We start from the raw sequence: 20,816 nt of genomic DNA, 5'->3' as shown, positions 1-20,816 counted from the left end.
CACCATCGCTCTTGGCGAGCTGAGATCGTTAATCGCTATCTTCAAAATTTGAGGGGAAGGTTCAGGACTTGACCCCATTTTATTTTTTCACGGCCTTTTCCAGTGTCTGGTCGACGAAGTCGCCGTCGTTGTCGTTGAAGCGCACGCGCACCGGGTACCAGTCCATAGCCGGCGCCAGCCACAGGTCGACCTGCTGGCCCTGCGCGTCCGGCGGCGGCGCCTTGACCAGGTGGACGGCGTTGACTTCGCCACCGCCGATCTGCACTGCCTCATTTTTCATCACCTTGAAGCTCCACACCTCGGCGTCGCGGCGGCCGGCAACGAAATACTTCCATTCGCTGCCCGGCTTGAACTTGTCCGGCGTGGCGCGCGCCTGCGCCGCCAGCTGCCACTGGATGCTGGTGCGATCCTGTTCGCCGCCCTTGATCGGGTAGGTCTCGTCGCCTTCGCTGAAGCTGATGGTCTTGGCGTCGCGCTGGAAGGTGGTGGTGCTCGGGTCCTTGCGGAAGCGCTTTTCGTAGAAGGTGGCCGGCGCCAGGCCGAATTCGTCGATCTCGCCCTCGCTGCGGTTTTCCAGGATCTTGCCGAACAGCGCGGCGCGGCTTTCGGTGGCGACCGAGTACTTGCCGTCGCCGGCGCGCCATTGCACGGTGGCGGTGCCGCCCAGGCTCAAGCCGTGCTGCTTGGCTTTGATGGTGTACGACAGGTCGGCCGACGGCGGCAGGCTGTGGGGACGCTTGACGCTCGGGTGCTCGCCGGCCGCAGCCGGACTTTCGGCGGCATGCGCCGCACAACTGAGCAAAACGGCGGCGCCCAGGGCCAGCAGGCGCTTGGTGTAAATAGTATGCATATTATTTTCCAGATTCTGTCATTGTTATTTTAGAGACGGTTTGCGTCGTCAGCGCGCCGCTTGCTTCGGTGTTGCGCAGCTGGACCGGATACCAGTTCAGGCCCGGCGCCAGCCAGATGTCCAGCCGCGACGAGTAGCTGCCGGGGCGCGGCGGCCGGCTCAGATGCCAGGTCACCACCTTGCCCATCTTGGTGTTCAACTCTTCCTCGCCCACCAGCTGGAAGCGGAACAGCGTCGCTTCGCGGTCGTCGCCGACCTGCATCTCGATATCGCTGCCGAACTGGTTGATGTCGGCGCGGCCGATGCCGCCCAGCTGGAACGGCACCGTCGCCATGTCCTGCGCGCCCACCATCAGCGGGTAGCTGCGCTCCGTGGCCGAGAAGGTGATGGTGCCGGTGTCACGGTTGAAGTGGGTCGCCGTCTCGGCGCGGCGGCCGCGCTTCTGCGTGCTGGTGTTCGGGGCGATGCCGTAATCGTCGATGGTGCCGACGCTGCGCATCACCAGCGCGTTCAGGCGCGTGATCAACAGGCTGATGCCCGCTTCGGCCGAGGCCTGGTAATTGCTGCCGTCGGTATGCCAGGTCATGACGGCCGAGCCGCTCCATTTGGTGCCGTCGGCGTCGACCCGCGCCACGTCCATGTCCATGCTGGCCGATGGCGGCAGGTTGACCTTGTAGCGGCGCATGCCCTGCGGCGGCGGCACGTCCACCGGCACGGCGGCGACCGGCGTGGCGCCGCTGGTGTCGGGCGGCGACGGCGTGCCGGTCTGCGCCTGCGCGGCGCCGGCTTGCGCGCTGGCGCCAGCATCGGCCGCAGGCGCGGGCGCCTCGGCGGCCGGGGCGGTGTCGGCCACGGTCGGCGGCGCGGCCGGTTCGGGCGCGGCTTCCGGTGCGGGCGCCGGCGCCGGCTTGCGCTTGCGGGCCGGCTTGGCGGCCGGCGGCAAGGGCTGGACCTCGGCCGCCGGCGGCGTGTCCACATGCTTGGGCAAGGCCAGCCGCAGCTGCGCCGTCATCAGCGACTGCGGCAGCGGCGACGGCCGGTGCGACTGCGTCGCGAGACGCTCGCCCACCCAATCGATCGCCAGATAATGCAGCGCCAGCGTGGCTGCGCATAAAACCAGCAGGCGGCGGCGTTGGAATAGATGGGTACTTAAGCTCATGCCGCTAGTTTAACGTGTTCGGCCCAAGCGCGTCCCCAAGCAGAAATGTTGTCAAAATCTTTTGAAGCCCGCGCCGTTATCTGCTACGCTGGACGTTATTCCTACAGGAGACTTCCATGGCCCATACGCAAATGCCAAACATACCAGGCGCAGCAGTAATGACGGATACGCTGGACTTCGTCAAAAACCTGTGGGGCAGCATGAGCGTGCCCGGCCTGACCGCACCGACGCTGTCGGTGGAAGAGCTGGACAAAAAGATCAGCGACCTGAAAGCCGTCGAGACCTGGCTCAACCTCAACATGAGCATGCTGCGCGGCAGCATCCAGGCGCTGGAAGTCCAGCGCGGCACCATCGCCACGCTCAAATCGGTCGGCGCCAGCCTGGCGGCGGCGGTCAACCAGCCGCAAAGCAAGGAACACAAATCCATCTTCGACGCCAACCCCTACGCGTCGGCCTTCTTCCACCACGCCCGCGAAGCGGACAAGGAAAAGGACAAGCCGGCAGCGCCCACGCCCGCCCCTGCCCCCGCCCAGGCAGCGGCCGACAAGCCCGAAGCGGCAGCGACGGACAAGCCGGCCCCCGCGCCGATGGCCAACCCGGCGATCTGGTGGAATATGCTGCAAGATCAATTCAAGCAAGCCGTGTCGACGGCGATGGCGTCCGAATCGATGATGGCCACGGCCGCGGCGCGCGCCACCGATACGGCGGCCAAGTTCGCCGCGGCCGCCGCCACGCCGGCGGCCGCCAAGGCCAAACCGGCGGCAGCGGGCACCGCCGGCGCACCGGCGGCCGCAGCGAAGAAAGCCCCGGCCCGCAAGCGCGCGCCGGCCAAAGCCAAGCCGGCCGCCGTCAAGGCCTGAGGCCTGACGACGCGCCGCACTGATTACGCCAGCCGCTGGATGCGGATGGCGTCGATCAGGCCATCGGCCTGTCGCTGCACCTTCTCGATATCGATCAAGCCTTCCTCTTCCAACTGTTTGGCGCTGTCGTGGGCGGTCTGAAAACTGTCCACGGTGTCGCCCTTGGCGGCGACCGGACGAATCCAGGCCACGCTGCCGACTTTCATTTTCGTATAAACTTCTTTTGCGATATCGCGCATATTTTAGTGCCCTTTATTTGCTCTCAATATTGACAGCGAATCAAGGCACGGACAGGCCGCGCCGAAATTCAGTGTAATCATTTGCCGTCCCGGAAACAAGGCCGCCGCGGGCCTTGCTGTTGCGCCCAGCCGTCACTCATGGGCATCCGCATGCTTGTCCTGTATGGCGCCGTTGGCCGCCTCGTATTCGCTGGCGGCGGCCGCCGCCACCACGCCCGACATCGGCGCCAGCATCGCCAGCTGTTCCATCAACTGGGCGAAGCGCTGCTGTCCCGGCGCGATGGCGTCGACATGCATCAGCACTTCGATCGCCTCGTCGGCCAGCTCGCGCACGTAGCCGGTTTGATGCAGCTGCGAGATCAAGATCTGCGCGGAGTTGAACAGGATGCGCATATTGTGCGGCAGCGCCTTGCGCGCCACCCGCATCCACTCGACCGCCTCGATCAGCTTACCGGTCTTCCACAGCAGCACGCCCTTGTTCATCATGTCCGACGCTTCCTTGCGCGAAGCCTTGATCAGCTCCATGCCCTCGTCGCTCATGCGCGCCTTGTCGAAGATCTTCTGCACGTCTTCCAGCAGCGCCACGTTGTCGTGGTTGTTGCGGGTGACGTAGCATAGCAGGCCGACCGGCGCTTCCTTCACACCCACGGCGAACAGCAGGGTCGCCATGTCGAGGCAGGTCTCGGTGTCGGGCCGCTGCTTGGACTCGTCGGCCAGCATCGCTTCCAGCTCGTCGCCGGATTTGCGCGCGCGCCGGTAGTCGCCGGTCTCGTGGTACACCAGGCCCTCGGTGATCTTGGCGCGCAGCTCGACCTGGTCGCCGCCGAACTGGTGCACCGCCGCGTTCAGCAGGCGGATGGCTTCCTTGGTGTCGTTCTTCTGCGCGCACACGCGCGCCAGGCCGAAGAAGGCGTCCACCGTCTTCATCACCGAGTACTCGCCGATCTCTATGCATTTGCGGAAGGCCTTTTCCGCCACCGGGATCTTCTCCAGCTTGAGCGCGGTCTGGCCCAGCGCGCGCTGGCGCGGCACCGAATTGGGCGACAGCTTGGCCGCCTTTTCCAGCACGCCGAAGGCTTCCTCGGTCTTGCCCTGCAACTGGAAGGCCTTGGCCAGCTGGTCGAAGGCGTCGATGTAGAAGCGGTTGTCGGCGATCACCGCCTGGAACATCGCCAGCGCCGCATCGAGCTCGCCGTTGTTCATCAGGATCTTGGCCAGGCCGCAGCGCGCCCAGTTGTAGTCGCGCTCCGCCAGCACCTGCTCGAATACCTTGCGCGCCTGTTCCGGCTCGCCGCTCTTGAGCAGCAGCGTGGCTTTCATGCGCAGCAGGTCGATCTCGTGCAGCGGATTGTGGGCCACCTGCTCGTCGCACAGGCGCGCCGCGCGCAGGTAGTCCTTGTCGGCAAAGGCCTGGTCGATTTCGCGGAAGATCTGCTTCTTGTTCCACACGCGGTTCAGGCGGGTCAGCAGCACGCCCTCGGTGATCGGCTTGATGATGTAGGCGTCCGGCTGGTGCTCGGCCGCGCCCATCACCGACTCCACGCTTTTTTCGGCGGAGACCATCAGCCACACGCTGCTGGGCAGCATCAGGTTGCGGATGCGCGCCTCCTCCAGCACCTGCTGGCCGTTCTTGCCGTCGCCGAGGTTGTAATCGCACAGCACCACGTCGTAGCGGGTCTTCGACAGCAGCACCATCGCCTCGCCGCCGCTGGCCGCCTGGTCGATGTGCTTGGCGCCGAGGTTGCGCAGCGATTCGCGCAGCAGCTGGCGGATGCCGACGAAATCGTCGACCAGCAGGTAGCGCTTCTCGGCCCAATCGACATCGCCTTCCGCGACGGCGGCAATCGCTTCGACGCTCATGGCAAACGCAGGACGAAGCAGCCGCCGCCCAGGGTGCCGCCGTTTTCCAGCGCGATGGCGCCGCTGCGCTGGCGGTGCTTGTGCATCTTCGCCACCTCGCTGGAAAAGTAGAGACCGAGGCCGCTGCTGTTGTTGAGGAAGTTGACCGCGCTGCGCTGGCTGTTCATGGCGCTGGCGCCGGCCTGCAGCAGCAACGGCGGGAAGCCGGCGCCGTTGTCCTCGACGCGCAGTTCGAGATAGTCGCCGTCCACGCGGACCGCCAGGCGCAGGCGGTCGCGCGTGTAGCGGATGGCGTTGTTGATGGCGTGGACCAGCACACCGATGATCAGGTCTTCGTCCAAGGTCCAGATGGCGTCCTGCGGGAAGTCCAGGTCGAGCGTGATGCCGCGCGAATGCAGCAGCGTGCGCGCCTGGTCGGCCACCTGTTCGACCAGCTCGCTGATGCGGCAGGCGGCCGGATCGAAGGGATAGCCGGGCTTGCCGACGTTCTTGTACAAGGCCAGCAGCTGGATCAGGTTGTCGTTGAGGCGTTTGGTCTGGTACAGCATTTGGCCCAGCTGTTCGTAGCCCGGCTGCTCCGGCGACGCGGGCGCGGTCGCCAGCAGATGCTCCAGCGTGCCATTGAGGACGCCGATCGAATTCTTCATGTCGTGCACAGTCGACGCCAGGAACATGAACAGCTCCGGCGACCCTTCGTAGTGCTGCGCATCTTCTTCATCCATCGTTCGGTTCTCCATGGACGGCGCCAGGCGCGATTGGGATTGTTATTAGTGCTGCATTATAGCCTGCGGACATGGCGGCGCCCAAGCAAGGATGGCGCCGCGCAGCACGGCGTTTGCGCGAACGCAACGGGGTCGAGGCCACGGCTACTGGCTGCGGCGGCGCTGTTTGAGCAGGAAACGGCCGGGATCGAGCGCGTCGACCAGCGTCGCTTCCAGCGGCGGCGGCGCGTTTTCCAGCTGCGCCACCAGCAGTTCCGCCATCAGCGGCGCCCAGATCAAGCCGCGCGAGGCGTAGCCCAGCAGGCCATACAGGCCGGGATGGCGCGGCACGTCGCGCAGGCGTTCGAGCCGGCCGGCGGATGGATAGTCGGGCAATGCGCCGGCCAGCGGCAGGCGGTCCGGCGCGGCGCAGCGGAAGCCGACGCGGCCCGCCAGCGGCGCGCTGGCGGCCAGCGCGGCGACGCTTTCGCCGGGCACGATCTCGGCGAGGCGGGTCAGGTTTTCCAGCTGGCTGGCGGCGCGCAGCCCGGTGTCGTCGTCGTTGTCGTAGGTGGCGCCGGCGCAGACGATGCCGTTGGCCGGCGGCGTGACGTAGGCCTCGCGGCAGACCACCAGCGGCAATTGCGGCGGCGCCGGCGCGCGCGGCTCGCGTGCGTCGTGCATCGCATCGGGCACGGTGAGGTGGGTGACCTGGCCGCGCAAGCGGGACAACGGCAGCTCGGCCGCCTGCGCGATGTTGATGGCGCTGGCGCCGTTGGCCAGCACCACGGTCGGCGCCTGCGCGATCAGCGTGCCGTCGACGGCGCGCACCTGCCATTCGCCGTCCACCCGTTGCAGGTCCAGCGCCTCGGCCGCGAACACGCGCTGCAAACGCTCGCCGCAGGCATCCAGCATCGCCTCGCACAGCGACGCGGGCCGCACCCAGCCGCCCAGTTCAAACAGCCAGCCGCCGTGCGGCGTGGGGCCGCCCAGCAGTTCGCCGGCGGCGCCGGCCTCCAGCCAGCGCACGTACTCGGGCGGATAGTCCCATGCCGCCACCACGTCCTGCTGCACCGTCGCATGTTCGGCATCGCGCGCCAGTTGCAGCACGCCGCAGCTGGCGCCGTCGAATGCCTGGCCGACGCCGCCGAGCCGGCGCCACTCGCGCAGCGCGAAGGTGTAGGCGGCGCGGCTCAGGCGCGTGGGGATGTTGTCGTCCCTGGACAGCAGCGGCATGAAGATGCCGGCCAGGTTGCCGGACGCTTCCTGCGCCGGCGCCGCATGGCGTTCGATCAGCGTGACCTGCCAGCCGTTGGCGCACAGGCGATGGCTGGCCGAGGAACCGGCCAAGCCGGCGCCGATCACGATCGCGCGGCGCACCGGTGGCGGTGGCGCTTCCGGTTGTGGCTTGCGGCTCTGGTAGACGGCGCTGAGGTCCTGCGTGCCATCGACGGCCTGGCAGGCAAAGCCCGCCGACGTCAGCGCCCAGGCCAGCGCCTCGTCCGGCGACTGCGCGTCCAGGGTAGCGCCCAGCACCGCCAGTTTCGCCAGGCTGCGCGCCAGCGACGCCGGGAACGATGCGGCGACATGGAAGGCGTCCACCCGCGCGGCGATCTGCGGCAGCACCGCGTCCAGCGCGCCGACCAGCAGGTCCAGCGTGACGCGGCCGTCGTCGAGCAGGATGCGATGGAAGCCCGGCACATCCAGCGGCCACAGGGCGCGCAGCTGCGCGTCGGCCAGCGTGTCGGATAGCGTATCGGCGGACGGCACTTGCGGCGTCACCGCCAGGTAGTGCAGCACGCCCTGCCGCGGCAAGGCGCGCCATTCGGCCATGAAGCGCTCGCCATGGCCGAACTCCGTGTCCAGCACCACCCGCCGCGTCATCGCTTGCGCGTCCGGCAGAAGCAGTCCGGCGCATGGTCGTTCACCATGCCGATGCCCTGCATGTAGGCGTAGATGATGGTCGAGCCGACGAACTTGAACCCCAGCTTGGCCAGGTCCTTGGAGATGCGGTCCGACAGTTCGGTCTTGGCCGGGCGCGGTCCCTCTGCGGCGGCCAGCGGCTTGCCGCCGACGTAGGCCCACAGCCACTGGTCCAGCGTGACGCCGCTGGCGCGCAGGCGCAGGTAGGCCTGCGCATTGGTGATCGCCGCCGCCACCTTCAGGCGGTTGCGCACGATGCCGGCGTCGGCCAGCAGCGCGGCCACCTTGTCGGCGTCGTAGGCGGCGATCTTTTCCGCGTCCCACTGGTCGAAGGCGGCGCGGTAGTTCTCGCGCTTGTTGAGTATCGTCTCCCAGCTCAGGCCCGCCTGCGCGCCCTCCAGGTTGAGCATCTCGAACAAACGGCGCTCGTCGTGGCAAGGCACGCCCCATTCCTTGTCGTGGTACTCAAGGTAGAGGGGATTGGCCGGATTGGCCCAGCTGCAGCGCGTCTTGGTCATGGCGGAGGAAGATTGGGATGAAGGCGTCAGTATAGCAAGCAGCGGGGTATCATATAGGCCCCTCTCATCGACGGAGCATTGCATGCAATTCGAAGCAAAGATTGAATGGACGCGCAACGGGCAGGATTTCCTGGGACAGCGCTACAGCCGCGCGCACGCATGGCAGTTCGACGGCGGCGCCACCGTGCCCGCCTCGTCGTCGCCGCTGTCGGTGCCGCTGCCGATGTCGGACGCCGCCGCCGTCGATCCGGAGGAAGCGCTGGTGGCTGCGGCGTCCAGCTGCCACATGCTGTTCTTCCTGTCGATCGCCGCCAAGCGCGGGCACACGGTCGACAGCTATCGCGACCATGCGATCGGTGAGCTGGGCAAGAACGCTGCGGGGAAGATGGCGATGACGCGCATCGCGCTGCGGCCGACGATCGCCTTCGCCGGCACCGCACCGCCGGGCGCCGAGGAACTGCAAGCGATCCACCACGAGGCGCACGACAAGTGCTACATCGCCAATACGCTCAATTGCGAAGTGGTGGTCAAGGCCCCGTAGCCGGGCCTAGTAAGCGACGTCTTCCAGCCGGTAGCGGAACTTTCTGCGCTCCGGTAAATCCCAGCCGGGTTCGCGGTCGGTGTTGCGCGCTCGAGCGCTAACCAACGGCGAGGCCTGCGGCGACGGGAGCGCTGGCGGCGCGGGCAACGGCGCGACTGCGGCAGGGACAGGGACAGGGACAGGGACAGGGACAGGCATCGTCATAGCAGCAGGCGTTGCGGCAGGCGCCTTCGCGGCGGCAGCCAATTCTGCGCGCAGCCTGTTGGCTAGCTTGAAGGTCTTGTCACCCGGTCGACGGATAAATAAATCTTGCCATGCATTTCGCGTCGAGCGCGCGAACGATTGCGCGAACTGGTTCGGCGAGACCGCGCGGCCATTGTGGATGATTTGGTCGCCTTCAACGCACGCGTAATTGTTCTCGCCGTAGCTCCATGATTTCAACACGGTGCCTTCGGGAAGGAACAGTGATTTCCATTGGTAGCCGTGCAGGCCTGCGGGATCGGCTCCGGGGGCGAATGCGGCCGCGTCTGCGAGCCAGCGTTCAAGGGCCAAAGTCATCGCTTCCGAGATATCCTGCGACCCGCCACGGCGGCGTAGCCGTTCAATCAATTTGAGCAGGGTATCGGTGGGCACCTGCACGGTGATTGTGGTATTCATTCGATTTTCTCCCCTATTTTTTTCGGCTTTCCCATATTTAGACCGGCAAATTTGAAAATAGTTCAATGCTTGAAAAAATCGGAGAAAATCGAAGGGAAAATCGGGCTTTTGCTACAAGGAGCGTGGCGGCGCACCCCACGTGCATACTCTCAGGGGTAGGTAAGCGTGCTGTGCTAGGTTTCGAGATCGCTGGAGAGGCCGACGCGGCGTCGTTCGCCGCCCAGCTCCAGCGGTCCGGTCAGGTTGCTGACCAGCCGCACCTCGCCGTCCTCCACCGCCTGGTCCAGCTGCTGCATCAGGCGCGGGAAGATGCCGTCCGGGCGCGTGGCCGCGGTGCTGTACAAGGCCGCCCAGGCATTGCGGCCGGAGCGCTTGGCGACGTACAAGCCCTGGTCGGCCAGCTCCACCACCTGCGACCATGACAGCAGGCGCGGTTGCTGCGGCAGGAAGGGGAAGCTGGCGAAGCCGATCGAGCAGGTCTTAGCCAGCAGCACGCCATCCGGCAGCACGAATTCGCGGTCGGCCACGGCGCGGCGCATGCGCTCGGCCACCGCGTGCGCCTCGTCGCGGTGGGTGGCGCGCGCCAGCACCAGGAATTCCTCGCCACCCCAGCGGATCACATAATCCGACTCACGGAACACTTCGCGCAGGCGTTCCTGCATCTGCACCAGGATGGAGTCGCCGGCCGCGTGGCCGTAACGGTCGTTGACTTCCTTGAAGTGGTCCAGGTCGACCATGAAGAACACCAGGTCGTTGGGCGCAATCAGGTCGCACTCGGTCAGCTCGCGATGCTGGCCGGCGTCGTAGGCGCGCAGGCTCAGGGCGACATCGGCGTCGACGTTTTGCAGGAAGAAGCGGCGGTTGCGCAGGCCGGTCAGCTGGTCGGTCAGGCTGACCTCCTCCAGCGCCTTGTAGGCCTGCTCCAGTTCCAGGTTCTTTTCCAGCAGCTGTTCCTGCGTCGCGCTCAGCGTCTTCAGGGTCGCCGCCACCTGGCGGTAGGCGCTGGCGTTGTCGAGCGCGATGGCGCCGTAGGCGCACAGGGTGCGGAAGATCAGCCGTTCGCGCTCGCCGTAGGCATGCGCCAGCAGCGACTGCACCGTCATCGCACCCAGCACGCGTTCGCCCACGCGCAGCGGCGCGAAGATCAGGCTCATGGTCGGCAGCGTGCCGGGGATCAGGTTGGGCGTGACATCGGCCTCGCCCAGTTCGACCAGGATCTCGCGGCGCTCGCGCACGCAGCGCGCCGAGTTGGCGCTCGGATCCGACAGCGGCATCCGCACCGGCGGCACCGGCTTGCCGGCTTCCACGCCGAAGGCGCAGGACAGCCATTCCTCGCCCGGCTCCAGCAGGAACACCGAGAAATGGGTGGCGTCGAGCAGGCCGTGCACGTGGCGGTCCAGCGCGCGGAACACCGCCGCCGCATCCAGGTGGGCGGTGATCTCCTGGCCGATGGCGCTCAGGTGCTCCAGCGTGGCGCTGGTCTGTTGCAGCACTTCGGCGCGCTGCGCCTCGGCCGCGGCCAGCTGGCGGTGATGCTCGCCCTCGGTCTGCGCGCGTTCGGTCTGGTACTGCACCTGCATCGCGATGGCGCGGTTGGTCGCTTGCTGGCTGTGGGTCTGGTCGCGCGCGGCGCTGGCCTGCAAGGCGATCGCGTAGGCGCGCGCGTGGTCGCCGATGGCCGCGTACTCGCGCGCGGTGGCGTCGAGCAGCGCGCCGGGCACGGTGTAGCCTTCGATGGTGGCGGCGATTTCCAGCGCCAGCTGCAGGTAGTGCAGCACCGGATTGGCGGCTTGCATCTCGGCCGGCGCCGGCAGCCGGTGGCGCGCGTGGATGTCGGCCAGCACGTTGAGCGCGGCGATCTGGCTGGAGGCGTCGGCATGTTCGCGCGCCAGCGCCAGCGCGCCTTGTGCGGCGGCCAGCGCTTCCTCGGTGCGCGCCAGGTGCGACAGCGCGTGCGCCTGGCCGCGCCGCGCGCTGCTCTGGAAGTCGGTCTGGCCCAGCGCGTCGCCGCGCGAGGCCAGGCGGGTGAAGCTGTCCAGCGCCGCCGCGTGGTTGCCCAGGTCCAGCGCCAGGTCGCCCTGGTATTCCAGCGCCACCGCGTAGGCGCGCGAACCGGACAGGGACGCCAGCGTGTTCAGCGCTTCGCGCAGCAGCGTTTGCGCCGCTTCGCGCTGGCCCAGCTGGCGCAACGTTTCCGCCGTCTGCATCAGGCACATGCCGATGCTCAGCGGCCAGCCGGTCGGGCGCGCCAGGTCCAGGCCGCGCTGCATCCAGTCCAGCGCCGCCTCGTGCGCGTTGAGGCTGGTGAAGCCGTTGCCGATGTTGGTGGCGACGATGATGGCGCGCCGTATCTGCCCGGTCGCCAGCGCGGTTTCGTAGCTGAGCATGAGGTGGCCGATGGCGCGGCCGTAGTCGCTGCGCTGGAAGGCGCAGGTGCCGAAGAAGTCGCTGATCCAGCCGGCCGCGACCGGCGCCAGGTCGGCCATATCGGCCAGCTCGGTGCCGAAGCGTCCGCTCCAGCGCTGTTGCGCCAGTTTCCAGTCGCTGAAGGTGTCGCAGATGCCGGAGGCGGCGTCGATGACGTCGATGCGCACCGGGTCGCCGCCGGCGCGGGCCGCCAGCGCGGCCTGTTCCAGCCAGCGGTCGCCGGCGCCGCTGTCGCCGCGGTCGTTGGCGACCCAGGCCAGCACCCAGCAGGCGTCGGCGCGCGCGCGGTTGGCCCTGGCCGGCAGCGCGGCCGCCTGCGCCAGCTGTTGCAACGCTTGTTCGGCCTGGTATTGGGCGCTGTCCAGCCGGCCGTTCAGCCATTCGGCTTCGGCGCCGATCAGCAGCAGGCGGGCGCGCTGCAAGGCGGCCTCGGCCACCGGCAGCGCGGCCAGCAGCGGGGCGATCTCGGCGGACAGGGTTTGCGCGCGCAGCGGGTCGCGCTGGCGCAGATGCCAGGCGAGCGCAGTCAACAGCGGCAAGCGTGAGGAACCGTGCGCTTCAGACAACTCCGCCTGCCAGCGCGCCAGCTCCTCATCGAGCGCAAACATATTCACCAAATAACTTCCTTTTGCTGTGTGCCACCCGCTCCCGGTCGGAGCGGCAGGCGCTATTGCCTCAACGCATGTATGCGCTGTGACAGCATTATTCCACAGTTTGGGGACCGCTCCGCCGGCCCTTGTTAAGTCCCTGAAATCAAAGGGATTTTAGTTCCTCGTGGAAATTATTTGGCGGCGGGTTCACTGTTTCGACGTGGCGTTTTTACCACCCATCATGGCTTGCACGGTGTGCAGGTGCTGGTCCACGGTCGGCTGCAGTTTGGCGGCCAGCGCCTTGACGTCGGCGTCGCTGGCCTTTTTCTGGGCGCTGACGACGAATTTGTGCGCCTCGTTGTGGTCGTGCACGCCGGCCATGTTGAGGTAGGCCCGGTCGAAGGCGTCGCCGCTCAGGCCGTTCAGGCGCTCGGCCATTTTGCGGTGTTTGGCGTCCGGCTCGCTCGGCAGGGTGACGTTCTTGCTGCGCGCCACGTCCTGCACCGCCTGCAAGCCCTTGGTGTGGTCGTCCACCATCTGCTGGGCGAAATGCTTCACTTCCGGCTTGCTCGCCTTGTCCAGCGCGATCTTGCCGGCCGCCACTTCCGCCATATTGGCCTGCGCCAGCTGTTCCAGGATGTGCTGATCGCCCTTGCTCAGGTTTTGCGCGTAGGATGGCGACATGGCCGCCAACGCCAGGCCGGCGGCCAGGATGAGTTGATTTTTCATGTGGTATCTCCCCGTGTTCAAGGAATCGGAAAACTTATTTTACGGTCGAGGGAATAATCCGGCCGTACCTTACGTATACACAATCACAACGCCGGTGCACGCCGCCGTTCCACCCACTCGTCAAGGACCCCTGCCATGCAAACTGTTGCCCGCCTCTCCACCCTGCTCGCCGCCGCTCTGCTGCTGGCCGGCGCCGCCCATGCCGATACCGTCGCCAAGAAAGACGGCATCCTGGTCAATTCGGCCGGCATGACCGTCTACACCTTCGACAAGGACACGGCCGGCGCCAGCGCCTGCAACGGTCCGTGCAGCGAGAACTGGCCGGCCGTGGCGCCGTCCGCCGACGTCGCCGCGCCGTATTCGGTGATCACCCGCGAGGACGGCGCCAAGCAGCTGGCCTACCACGGCAAGCCGCTGTACCTGTTCAAGAAGGACAGCAAGCCGGGCGACCGCAACGGCGACAACTTCAAGGACATCTGGCACGTGGTCAAGGACTAAGCGCCGCCCATGCAAGACGAGCGCGACCGCCTGATCGCCTGCATCCCGCGCCTGCGCCGCTACGCGCGGGCGCTGCTGGGCGGGCGCGCCGACGCCGACGACCTGGTGCAGGACACCGTCGAACGCGGCTGGGACAAGCTGGCCAGCTGGCGGCGCGGCAGCGACATGCGCGCCTGGCTGTTCGGCATCATGCACAATCTGCATGTGGACCAGCAGCGCCGTCCCGCGCTGGCCACCGAGCCGCTCGACGACGCGCTGACGCTGGCCGCGGCCGACACCAGCGGCGACGGCCTGGCGCTGCGCGACATGGACCTGGCCCTGCAACAACTGCCGCCGGAGCAGCGCGCGGTGCTGCTGATGGTGGCGCTGGAAGAGATGCGCTACGACGAGGTGGCGGCCGCCCTCGATATTCCGCTGGGCACGGTGATGTCGCGCCTGTCCCGCGCCCGTGAAAGGCTGCGCCTGATCCTGCAAGGCCAGCCCCTGCCCTCCACGCTGAAGGTGGTCAAATGAATAGCCCCGTTACCGAAGCCGAACTGCAAGCCTGGGTCGACGGCCGCCTGCCGCCCGCGCGGCGCGGCGCGGTCGACGCCCACCTGGCGCGGCATCCGGCCGACGCGGCGCGGCTGCAAGCCTACCGCGAGCACGACGCCGCGCTGCGCGCGCTGTACCAGCCGCTGCTGGAACAGCCGGTGCCGCCGGCCATGAGCGCCCGCCTGATCGTGCCCGTGCAGCGCCCCGGCTGGCGGCCGGCGCTGCGCGCGGCCGCCATGCTGGCGTTGACCGTGTCGGCCGGCGCCGCCGGCTGGCTGCTGCACGGCGCCGCCGACCACGCGGCCGGCCGCCGGGCCGACGCCGACACCGGCGGCGGCGCCAGCCTGGCCGCGCTGCCGCGCCGCGCCGCGCTGGCGCACGCGGTCTACACGCCGGAGGTGCGGCACCCGGTCGAAGTGGGCGCCGACCAGCAGGCCCACCTGGTGGCCTGGCTGTCGAAACGGCTGGGGGCGCAACTGAAGCCGCCGCAACTGGCGGCGCAGGGCTATGCGCTGGAGGGCGGCAGGCTGCTGCCCGGCCAGAGCGGGCCGGTGGCGCAATTCATGTACCGCGACGCCAGCGGCGCGCGCCTGACCTTGTACGTGTCGACCGAACAGGGCCACAACAAGGAAACCGGCTTCCGCTTTGCGCAGGAAGGCCAGGTCAGCGTGTTTTACTGGATAGACGGGCGCTTCGGCTATGCCCTGTCCGGCAACCTGGACAAGGCGGCGCTGGCCACCGTGGCCAACGCCGTCTACGCCCAGCTGGAACCGGCTTGGTGACGACTGGTCAGGCGTGCTTGTTGATTTCGATCAAACGCGAACGCATTAGATCACTGGCGGCGGGCCCCGGCGCGAACATATAATCCTCGTCGTTGATGGCCAGGCCGCTGTTGGCGTCGACCAGCACCTGGTCGGCCGGCTTGCCGGTCTCGCGGCTGACCACCAGCAGGCTGGCCCCTTCCGGCGCCAGGTGGTCGTTGCCCCAGCCGACGAAGGCCAGCAGCACCGGCTTGAAGGCGCGGCCGGACTTGGTCAGCACGTATTCGTAGCGCGGCGGCCGGGCGCTGTACTGGCGGCGCTCCATCAAGCCGCCTTCGACCAGCCCGGCCAGGCGGCGGGTCAGCATGTTCGGGGCGATCTTCAAACTTTTTTCAAATTCATCGAAACGCGACAGACCGTAGAACGCATCACGCAGGATCAGGATACTCCACCACTCCCCGACTTTGCCCAGGCTGCGGGCGATGGGGCAAGGCATACGGCCAAAATCGGTATGTTTCATTTTTGACTCCTCGGTTCCAGGGGGTTAGCACATCACAGCGATTTCATTATTATCTATCCAAGAAACATGTGCTTTTGCCACAGGAGGCCACGGTTTTGATTGCGTAGAAATCTATTAAAAATATTTTGCGGATAGGCGCAATTTGCAACAGTCTTGCAAGCCGGAGGCGAAAAACGGCAACGCCGGCTAAATCTGGAAAATAAATGCAAAAAATAGGCATAATAGCTACTGGCGTGATAAAACGTTATCAACCAGGTATCGAAGGTGGACCATGACTGCCAGCGGCACACAACCGAGCATCCTGATCGTGGACGACTCCGCGTTCGAGCAGCGCATGCTGGTCGACCTGCTGAGCGAACTGCCGTATAAAGTCTCGGTGGCCGTCAACGGCCTGCAAGGCTACCAGCTGGCGCTGGCCCAGCATCCGGACCTGATCCTGCTCGACGTGCGCATGCCCAATATGGACGGCTACACCGCCTGCCGCCTGCTCAAGGCCAATCCGGTCACCGAAGACATCCCCATCATTTTCCTCAGCGGCGCCGACGCCGACGAGGAGCGCATCATGGGCCTGTCGATCGGCGGCGTGGATTTCGTCACCAAGCCGTTTTCGCCGGGCGAGCTGGCCGCGCGCATCCAGGTGCACCTGAAGCTGGCCCGCCGCGCCAGCCGGCCGCGCGCGGCGCCGCCGCCCGGCGAGGGCCACGAGCGCCACGAGGCCGATCCGGACGCCGTCATCGTCAACGCCGCCAAGCGCCTGATCGCCGACAACCTGTCGACGCTGCCCGGCCTGGCCGACATCGCCCGCAGCGTCGGCACCTACCGCGAGAAGCTGTCGCACGTGTTCCGCGAACAGACCGGCATGACGGTGTTCGCCTTCATCCGCGAGACCCGCATCCGGCGCGGCGAGGAACTGCTCAAGGACACCGATATCGACGTCCAGGACATCGCCCTGATGATCGGTTTCAACAACGCCGGCAATTTCGCCACCGCCTTCCGCGAACGGCTGGGCGTGACCCCGAGCGCCTTCCGCCAGGCGATCCAGCATAAAAAAACGCCGCACGGCTGATGCCGGCGGCGTGGTCTGCTCGGTGACGGGCCGGGCGCGGCGCCTCAACGCAGGCGGAACACGGCGACCACCCCGGCCAGGTTGGCGGCCTGCTCCTGCAGCGAACCGGCCGCCGCCGCCGCCTGCTCGACCAGCGCGGCGTTCTGCTGGGTCACCTCGTCCATCTGCACGATGGCCTTGTTGACTTCCTCGATGCCGGTGCTCTGCTCGCCGCTGGCGGCGGAAATCTCGGCCACCACGTCGCTGACGCGGCGCACGCTGGCCACCACCTGCTCCATCGTGCTGCCGGCCTGCTGCACCAGCGCCGTGCCCTTGTCCACCTGCTGCACCGAATCGTCGATCAAGCCCTTGATTTCCTTGGCCGCCGCCGCCGAACGCTGCGCCAGGTTGCGCACCTCCGAGGCCACCACCGCGAAACCGCGGCCCTGCTCGCCCGCGCGCGCCGCCTCGACGGCGGCGTTCAGCGCCAGGATGTTGGTCTGGAAGGCGATGCCGTCGATCACGGAAATGATGTCGACGATCTTGCGCGACGAGGCGCTGATCGAGTCCATGGTGGCGATCACCTCGCCCACCACCTTGCCGCCGTCGGCCGCGGTGCCGGAGGCCGACTGCGCCAGCTGGTTGGCCTGGCGGGCGTTGTCGGCGTTCTGCTTGACGGTCGAGGTCAGCTCCTCCATCGCCGACGCGGTCTGCTCCAGCGAGCTGGCCTGGCCCTCGGTGCGGGCCGACAGGTCGAGGTTGCCACTGGCGATCTCGGCCGAGGCGGTGGCGATGGTGTCGGTGCCGCCGCGCACCTCGCCCACCACCCGCAGCAGGCTGTCGTTCATGGCCTTGAGCGACAGCATCAGCTGGCCGGTTTCATCCTTGCTCTGGCTGGCGATGTGGCCGGTCAGGTCGCCCTCGGCCACGCGTTGGGCGATGCCCACCGCCTCCTGCAGCGGCCCGGCGACGATGCGCGCCACCGCCGTCGCCAGCACCATGCTGACCACGATCAGCAAGGCCAGCGTGCCGAGTATCATCTTGCGCGACATCGTATAGGTATCGGTGGCCGACTTGTCGGCCGCGGCGCTGCCGTCGTCGTTGATCTTGACCAGGGCGTCGAGCTGCTCGTTGACCTGGCGGAACAGCTTGTTGGAACCGCCGCGGAACACGGCGCGGGCCTCCTCCTTATTGCCTGCGCGCGACAAGGCCGCCAGCTTGCCGCTGGTGGCCAGGTACTCGTCCAGCGATTTCTGCAGTTCGGCGTAGATGCGCTTCTCCTCCGGCTCGGACACCAGCGCCGCATACAGCGCTTGCTGTTTGCGCAAGGTTTCCAGCCGGGTCGCCATCGACTTGTCGGTGCCGCCCATCTCGGCCTCTTCGGTCAGCAGGATGTGGGTGGCTTCGGAGATGCGGTAGCGCGACAGCGAAGCCTGCATCTGCCCCAGGTAGCGCACCGCCGGCATCCAGTTGGTGGCGATGTCGGTCGACGACTGGTTCACCTTGGCCAGCTGGCTCAAGGAGAACAGGCCCATGCAGCAAGTCAACGCTGTCACCACACCAAACGCGACGATCAGCTTTTTGCCGATTCTTAAGTCGTAAAACCATTGCATGGCATCTCCTCTGGCAATTCCGTATGGAAATATCATCATAGAACGGGCCAGCGCGAAAGTCACCCTTTCATTGCAAGCGCGCCGGGGACGGCGCGGCCATCTGGCGCTGCCAGAAGACCCACGACACCAGCGCGTTGACCCAGTAGGCCGCGTACAGCAAGGCGGTCAGGTGCAGGCCGCGGCTGGCGTACAGCGGCACCGAGATGGTGTTGACCAGCAGCCAGAACGGCCAGGTGTCGAGCCGCCGCCCCATCAGCAGCAACTGCGCCACGATGCTGAACATCAGCACCGCCGAGTCGATGAAGGGCGCGTAGGCGTTGGTATAGGCTTGCAGCATCAGGCCATAGGCGGCGCTGGCGGCGATGCCGACCCCGACCATCCAGCCCAGCGCGGCCGGCCGGGCGCGGCTGATCGGCAACGCGCCGCCGCTGGCGCCGCGCAGCCAGCGCAGCCAGCCGATGAGACAGGTGGCGATGAAGAACAGTTGCAGCGCGACGTCGGCGTACAGCTTGACGCTGTAGAACAGCACGGCAAACATGGCGCAACCGACCACGCCCAGCCACCATGAATGCACATTGTTGCGTCCGGCCAGGACGATGGAGACCGTCATGACGACGTTGGCGGCGATTTCCAGGGGAGCGGTCAACAGGGGTTCCAATCGGGCATGCGGTGTTTATTGCGGCGGGCCGCTACTGCGGCAACTGTAACACGGCTTCCAGCACGGCGATGTCGATCGGCTTGACCAGGTGCAGCGCGAAACCGGCCTGCCTGCTGCGCGCCTTGTCGCCCTGCTGGCCGTAGCCGGACAGCGCCAGCAGCTTCAGCTGCGCACCGCCGGGCAGCCGGCGCAGATGGCCGGCCAGCTCGTAGCCGTCCATGCCGGGCAGGCCGATATCGAGGATGGCCACCTGCGGCATGGCGGCGCCGGCGGCGGCGATCGCCTCGACCGGATCGTAGGCCGCGACCGCGCCGTAGCCCAGCACCGCCAGCAGCTCGACCAGCGAATCGGCGGCGTCGCGGTTGTCGTCCACCACCAGCACCCTGGCGCCGGTGGCGGCGGCCGGCGGCGGCGCGGCCGTGGCCACGGCCACCGCCGGCAGCGGCGCCGGCGCGTCCTCGGCCAGTCCGTCCGGCAGCGTGATGGTGAAGGTGCTGCCGCAACCCTCGCCGGCGCTGGCGGCGCCGACCTCGCCGCCATGCATCCGCACCAGGTTGCGCACCAGCGCCAGCCCGATGCCGAGACCGCCCTTGGCGCGGTCCAGCTGGCGGTTGCCCTGCACGAACAGGTCGAAGATATGCGGCAGCAGGGCCGGCACGATGCCGCAGCCGTCGTCCTTGACCTGGATCTGGATGGTCTGCTGCTGCAGCCGCGTGCTCAGCGTGATGTGGCCGCCGGCCGGCGTGTAGCGCGCCGCGTTGTTGAGCAGGTTGGACACCACCTGCGCCAGCCGCGCCGGATCGCCGTGCCAGCGCACGCTCGGCACCTCGACCAGCAGCCGGTGCCGCTTTTGCTCGATCAGCGGGCTGGCCATGTCGATCGCCTTGTGCAGCACGTCCGACAGCTGCACGGTTTCCTTGCGCAGCTCGACCTTGCCGCTGGCGATGCGCGAGACGTCGAGCAAGTCGTCCACCAGGCGCACCAGATGGTCGACCTGGCGCTGGATCACGGCCTGCTCGTGGCCGGTGTCGGCGCCGCGCAGCTTCATCAGCTTGAGCGCGGTGACGATGGGCGCCAGCGGATTGCGCAGCTCGTGCCCCAGCATGGCCAGGAACTCATCCTTGATGCGCGCCGACAGGTTGAGGTCGACATTCAGGCGTTCGCTTTCGGCCATCGCCAGCGCCAGCGCGCGGTCGCTCTCGATGCGGCTCAGCGTGGCGCACACGGCGGCCGTGATCTGCTCCAGGAACTGGCGGTAGGGCTGGTCCAGCGGCAGCCGCGGCGAGACCCGGAACGCCAGCGTCAGGTCGTCGCACAGCTGCAGCTCGGCGCCGTGGATGAGCAGCACGCCGGCCTCGGCGTCGGCCGCCGCCTCCGCCGCGCCGCGCCGCAGCGCGGCGCCCAGCAGGTCGCCCGGATCGCCGGCCACGCACTCGGCCAGGCTGGCCTGCACCTGCGCCTCGTCGCGGCAGTCGAGCAGGCTGCGCGCCAGCAAGTCCAGCGCGTGGCGGCGCCGTTCGGCCAGCACCTGGCTGGTGGTCTCGGTGCACACCACCAGCACGCCGCCGACCTGGTCGCCCTCGTCGAACACCGGGGTGTAGGTATAGCTCCAGTAGACGTCCTCGATGCGGCCGTTGCGCCAGATCGGCACCAGCTTGTCGGCATACCACTGCGGCTCGCCGCCGTTGCGCACGCTGTCGATCTGCGGGCCGATGATGGACCAGGTTTCCGGCCAGCACACACGCCCGGCCTGCCCCAGCGCGGCCGGATGCTTGCCCTCGCCAAAGCAAGGCAGGTAGGCGTCGTTGTAGATCTGCACCAGCTGCTCGCCCCACCACAGGAACATCGGATGCGCCGAGTGCATGACCAGGCCGGCGGCGGTGCGCAGCGAGGCCGGCCATTGCGCGACCGGCCCCAGTGGCGTGTGCTCCCATGCGTGGCGCCGCACCATGTCGCGCATGGGCGTGCCGGCGCCGATAAAGCGCCAGACAGGTTCGCACATGACGGGGGACAGGGCGGAGGACGATTGCGCCGGCATAGGGTTTCCAGAGGTAGAAAACCAGAGTGTAGCAACTGTGCCATAGCGGGGCGCACAATAGCGCAACGTTACCAAAATTGCCCGCCGGCACGGCG

The 20,816-nt window shown here is 67.4% G+C and carries 20 protein-coding genes; 6 read left to right on the top strand and 14 right to left on the bottom strand.

From position 1 onward, the window contains the following. Positions 1-79: 79 nt before the first annotated feature. Together AC07OK_RS22245 and AC07OK_RS22240 are read right to left on the bottom strand one after the other, a co-directional pair. Positions 80-850 (bottom strand): DUF3108 domain-containing protein, encoded by a 771-nt coding sequence (locus tag AC07OK_RS22245; RefSeq protein WP_494692327.1) that lies wholly within the window; start codon positions 848-850, stop codon positions 80-82. Position 851: 1 nt separating this feature from the next. After that, on the bottom strand, positions 852-2,009 hold the full coding sequence (locus AC07OK_RS22240) for a DUF3108 domain-containing protein (RefSeq protein WP_494692326.1): 1,158 nt from the start codon (positions 2,007-2,009) through the stop codon (positions 852-854). 158 nt (positions 2,010-2,167) lie between these two features. On the opposite strand from AC07OK_RS22240, the gene AC07OK_RS22235 reads away from it, so the two are divergent. Next, entirely contained in the window at positions 2,168-2,869 is a 702-nt protein-coding gene (locus AC07OK_RS22235; protein ID WP_494692325.1) for a PhaM family polyhydroxyalkanoate granule multifunctional regulatory protein, read from the top strand. A gap of 23 nt (positions 2,870-2,892) precedes the next feature. On the opposite strand, the gene AC07OK_RS22230 is transcribed toward AC07OK_RS22235, so the two are convergent. From AC07OK_RS22230 to AC07OK_RS22210, 5 genes are all read right to left on the bottom strand, one after another. Then, positions 2,893-3,075 carry a hypothetical protein gene (locus AC07OK_RS22230; protein ID WP_229224756.1) on the bottom strand — a complete coding sequence of 61 codons (183 nt, stop codon included), beginning with the start codon at positions 3,073-3,075 and terminating at the stop codon, positions 2,893-2,895. Positions 3,076-3,240: 165 nt separating this feature from the next. Next, on the bottom strand, positions 3,241-4,968 hold the full coding sequence (locus AC07OK_RS22225; protein ID WP_494692324.1) for a tetratricopeptide repeat protein: 1,728 nt from the start codon (positions 4,966-4,968) through the stop codon (positions 3,241-3,243). Further along, the gene (locus AC07OK_RS22220; protein ID WP_494692323.1) at positions 4,965-5,690 is read right to left on the bottom strand and encodes a sensor histidine kinase; all 726 of its coding nucleotides are present in this window, start codon (positions 5,688-5,690) and stop codon (positions 4,965-4,967) included. The genes AC07OK_RS22225 and AC07OK_RS22220 overlap by 4 nt, the downstream gene beginning before the upstream one ends. A gap of 144 nt (positions 5,691-5,834) precedes the next feature. After that, entirely contained in the window at positions 5,835-7,553 is a 1,719-nt protein-coding gene (gene mnmC1 / locus AC07OK_RS22215) for an FAD-dependent 5-carboxymethylaminomethyl-2-thiouridine(34) oxidoreductase MnmC1 (protein ID WP_494692322.1), read from the bottom strand. Next, positions 7,550-8,110 (bottom strand): DNA-3-methyladenine glycosylase I, encoded by a 561-nt coding sequence (locus tag AC07OK_RS22210; RefSeq protein WP_494692321.1) that lies wholly within the window; start codon positions 8,108-8,110, stop codon positions 7,550-7,552. Before AC07OK_RS22210 ends, mnmC1 begins: the two co-directional genes overlap by 4 nt. 82 nt (positions 8,111-8,192) lie before the next feature. Here AC07OK_RS22210 and AC07OK_RS22205 point away from each other — a divergent pair, with 82 nt between their 5' ends. After that, positions 8,193-8,651, top strand: a complete 459-nt coding sequence (locus tag AC07OK_RS22205) for an OsmC family protein (RefSeq protein ID WP_494692320.1) — start codon at positions 8,193-8,195, stop codon at positions 8,649-8,651. Positions 8,652-8,657: 6 nt separating this feature from the next. Here AC07OK_RS22205 and AC07OK_RS22200 read toward each other — a convergent pair whose 3' ends face one another. From AC07OK_RS22200 to AC07OK_RS22190, 3 genes are all read right to left on the bottom strand, one after another. Beyond that, complete coding sequence (locus AC07OK_RS22200) at positions 8,658-9,308, bottom strand: hypothetical protein (RefSeq protein ID WP_494692319.1); 651 nt, start codon at positions 9,306-9,308, stop codon at positions 8,658-8,660. A 173-nt stretch (positions 9,309-9,481) separates the two neighbouring features. Then, entirely contained in the window at positions 9,482-12,343 is a 2,862-nt protein-coding gene (locus AC07OK_RS22195) for a diguanylate cyclase (RefSeq protein WP_494692333.1), read from the bottom strand. Positions 12,344-12,532: 189 nt separating this feature from the next. Then, positions 12,533-13,054, bottom strand: a complete 522-nt coding sequence (locus tag AC07OK_RS22190; protein WP_494692318.1) for a DUF4142 domain-containing protein — start codon at positions 13,052-13,054, stop codon at positions 12,533-12,535. A gap of 135 nt (positions 13,055-13,189) precedes the next feature. Between AC07OK_RS22190 and AC07OK_RS22185 the strand changes: the two genes are divergently transcribed. The 3 genes from AC07OK_RS22185 to AC07OK_RS22175 are packed head-to-tail and all read left to right on the top strand — an operon-like array spanning position 13,190 to position 14,868. After that, entirely contained in the window at positions 13,190-13,552 is a 363-nt protein-coding gene (locus tag AC07OK_RS22185) for a COG4315 family predicted lipoprotein (RefSeq protein WP_494692317.1), read from the top strand. Positions 13,553-13,561: 9 nt separating this feature from the next. Then, positions 13,562-14,065, top strand: coding sequence for an RNA polymerase sigma factor (locus AC07OK_RS22180; RefSeq protein WP_494692316.1), 504 nt, complete (start codon positions 13,562-13,564; stop codon positions 14,063-14,065). Further along, a complete protein-coding gene (locus AC07OK_RS22175) occupies positions 14,062-14,868 on the top strand; it encodes an anti-sigma factor family protein (RefSeq protein WP_494692315.1) in 807 nt (268 codons plus the stop codon). The genes AC07OK_RS22180 and AC07OK_RS22175 overlap by 4 nt, the downstream gene beginning before the upstream one ends. A 7-nt stretch (positions 14,869-14,875) precedes the next feature. On the opposite strand, the gene AC07OK_RS22170 is transcribed toward AC07OK_RS22175, so the two are convergent. Then, on the bottom strand, positions 14,876-15,367 hold the full coding sequence (locus AC07OK_RS22170; RefSeq protein WP_494692314.1) for a winged helix-turn-helix transcriptional regulator: 492 nt from the start codon (positions 15,365-15,367) through the stop codon (positions 14,876-14,878). Between the two features lie 271 nt (positions 15,368-15,638). On the opposite strand from AC07OK_RS22170, the gene AC07OK_RS22165 reads away from it, so the two are divergent. After that, positions 15,639-16,433 carry a response regulator transcription factor gene (locus tag AC07OK_RS22165; RefSeq protein WP_494692313.1) on the top strand — a complete coding sequence of 265 codons (795 nt, stop codon included), beginning with the start codon at positions 15,639-15,641 and terminating at the stop codon, positions 16,431-16,433. 44 nt (positions 16,434-16,477) lie between these two features. Here the strand turns inward: AC07OK_RS22165 and AC07OK_RS22160 are convergent, their stop codons facing one another. The 3 genes from AC07OK_RS22160 to AC07OK_RS22150 form a co-directional block, all read right to left on the bottom strand. Further along, positions 16,478-18,025, bottom strand: a complete 1,548-nt coding sequence (locus AC07OK_RS22160; RefSeq protein ID WP_494692312.1) for a methyl-accepting chemotaxis protein — start codon at positions 18,023-18,025, stop codon at positions 16,478-16,480. A 67-nt stretch (positions 18,026-18,092) separates the two neighbouring features. After that, a complete protein-coding gene (gene pnuC / locus AC07OK_RS22155) occupies positions 18,093-18,671 on the bottom strand; it encodes a nicotinamide riboside transporter PnuC (RefSeq protein ID WP_494692311.1) in 579 nt (192 codons plus the stop codon). A gap of 43 nt (positions 18,672-18,714) precedes the next feature. Next, on the bottom strand, positions 18,715-20,721 hold the full coding sequence (locus tag AC07OK_RS22150) for a hybrid sensor histidine kinase/response regulator (protein ID WP_494692310.1): 2,007 nt from the start codon (positions 20,719-20,721) through the stop codon (positions 18,715-18,717). Positions 20,722-20,816: the final 95 nt, after the last annotated feature.

The organism is Duganella sp. GW821-FHT07G03 (assembly GCF_059418605.1).
Note: the sequence above shows the minus strand (reverse complement) of the source record. Positions and strands in the feature narration are given on the sequence as shown.